The following is a 1,088-nucleotide window of genomic DNA, read 5'->3' as shown; positions in this document are numbered from 1 at the left end:
TCACTGTCGTTCTCAAAATCGGTGGAGCTGCATGACAAGGTCATCGGGCATTATCTGAACATAAAACACTATCAGTAAGTTGGAGTCATTACCGAGATTTTCACACAAAATAACGTTACACGCTACCTTGTGTGGTCCAGATGTTCCTTCCACACGACCGTTGCGGCCTTTATACGGCTGCCCTGCCAGGCTGCTGGCTGAATAACCAATCCGTTCGTCCGGTTCAATGGCGGCCATCAGGTTCTGCTCCGCAATGTACTACGAATGCGCTTCCTGTCCTGGATGGCCAGCATGGTCCAGAACATCTCCATCATTTATCAGCAATCTTCCTGCTCATTTCATCCCGCCATGCAGCAGCAGAGGATTCGACCATGTCATGGGGAAGCACATCACCGCATTCGAGTTGCTGACGGCCTGCCGCAACCTGGTCACGGAACCAAGAATTGTGCTGCCGTTCAACGGTCTGGCGCATAAAATCCCGGATTAACTGAGAGCCATTACGGTCCATGCTTTTTGCAGCGGCCATAAAAGCATCCTTCAGTTCTGCGTCGATTCTTACACTCATATTAACCTGTGCCATTTGCCACCTCGTCATTACCACGTATATACACAGTATATAACTGTTCAGATATCGTCACCAGGATATGCCGCGCCAGCGGCATGTAAGGCGGCACTCCGTTGTTGCATATGGCAGAGGAGTAAAACCGCCGAAGCCCGGCGTAAGCCGGTACGTATTGACAGGTTTCACCTGTCCTATCACTGGCGCTGACAGTTTTATGCGATGTGATTATGAATGGTGCAGTTGTGAGCCGTTTTCAGACAATCGCAGGGCCAGTACCTCGTCAGTCAGCTGACGGTAAATCTGCTGTTCAGTCTCACGCATCACCTGTGCACCGGCTTCCCTCTCCGCATCCGCATCACCGCTCAGACCTGATGCTTTCAGCCGGTCAGCCACCCTCTGAGGGTACTCATTCTCCAGCATCTCATATTTCTGCTCTTCTGCCTGCGCCCAGCGGTCAGCTTCCGTACGCTTCAGTACAGCATGCCATGGTCCCCAGAGGGAGAACCAGTCCTTAAATTCATTCTCT

2 protein-coding genes and 2 pseudogenes are annotated in these 1,088 nt (G+C 51.7%); 1 reads left to right on the top strand and 3 read right to left on the bottom strand.

Features of this window, described 5'->3' with window-relative positions; genetic code table 11:
- A partial coding sequence (locus BHE85_RS16310; protein ID WP_001401901.1) for an IS1 family transposase occupies positions 1-78 on the top strand: 78 nt, incomplete at its 5' end.
- A 63-nt stretch (positions 79-141) separates the two neighbouring features.
- On the opposite strand, the pseudogene yacB reads toward BHE85_RS16310, so the two are convergent.
- The 3 genes and pseudogenes from yacB to BHE85_RS16295 all read right to left on the bottom strand — a co-directional run.
- A pseudogene (gene yacB, locus BHE85_RS16305) lies at positions 142-311 on the bottom strand (type II toxin-antitoxin system toxin YacB); the annotation flags it as partial.
- Positions 311-580, bottom strand: a complete 270-nt coding sequence (gene yacA / locus BHE85_RS16300; RefSeq protein WP_000079956.1) for a type II toxin-antitoxin system antitoxin YacA — start codon at positions 578-580, stop codon at positions 311-313. The gene yacA and the pseudogene yacB, both read right to left, overlap by 1 nt.
- Positions 581-787: 207 nt before the next feature.
- Positions 788-1,088 (bottom strand): annotated as a pseudogene (locus tag BHE85_RS16295) (E3 ubiquitin--protein ligase); the annotation flags it as partial.

Origin of the sequence: Shigella sp. FC1567 (assembly GCF_001743015.1) — a bacterium.
In the GTDB taxonomy this organism is placed as follows: domain Bacteria; phylum Pseudomonadota; class Gammaproteobacteria; order Enterobacterales; family Enterobacteriaceae; genus Escherichia; species Escherichia coli.
The sequence above is the reverse complement of the archived record's forward strand: the minus strand, read 5'-3'. Positions and strand labels throughout refer to the sequence as shown.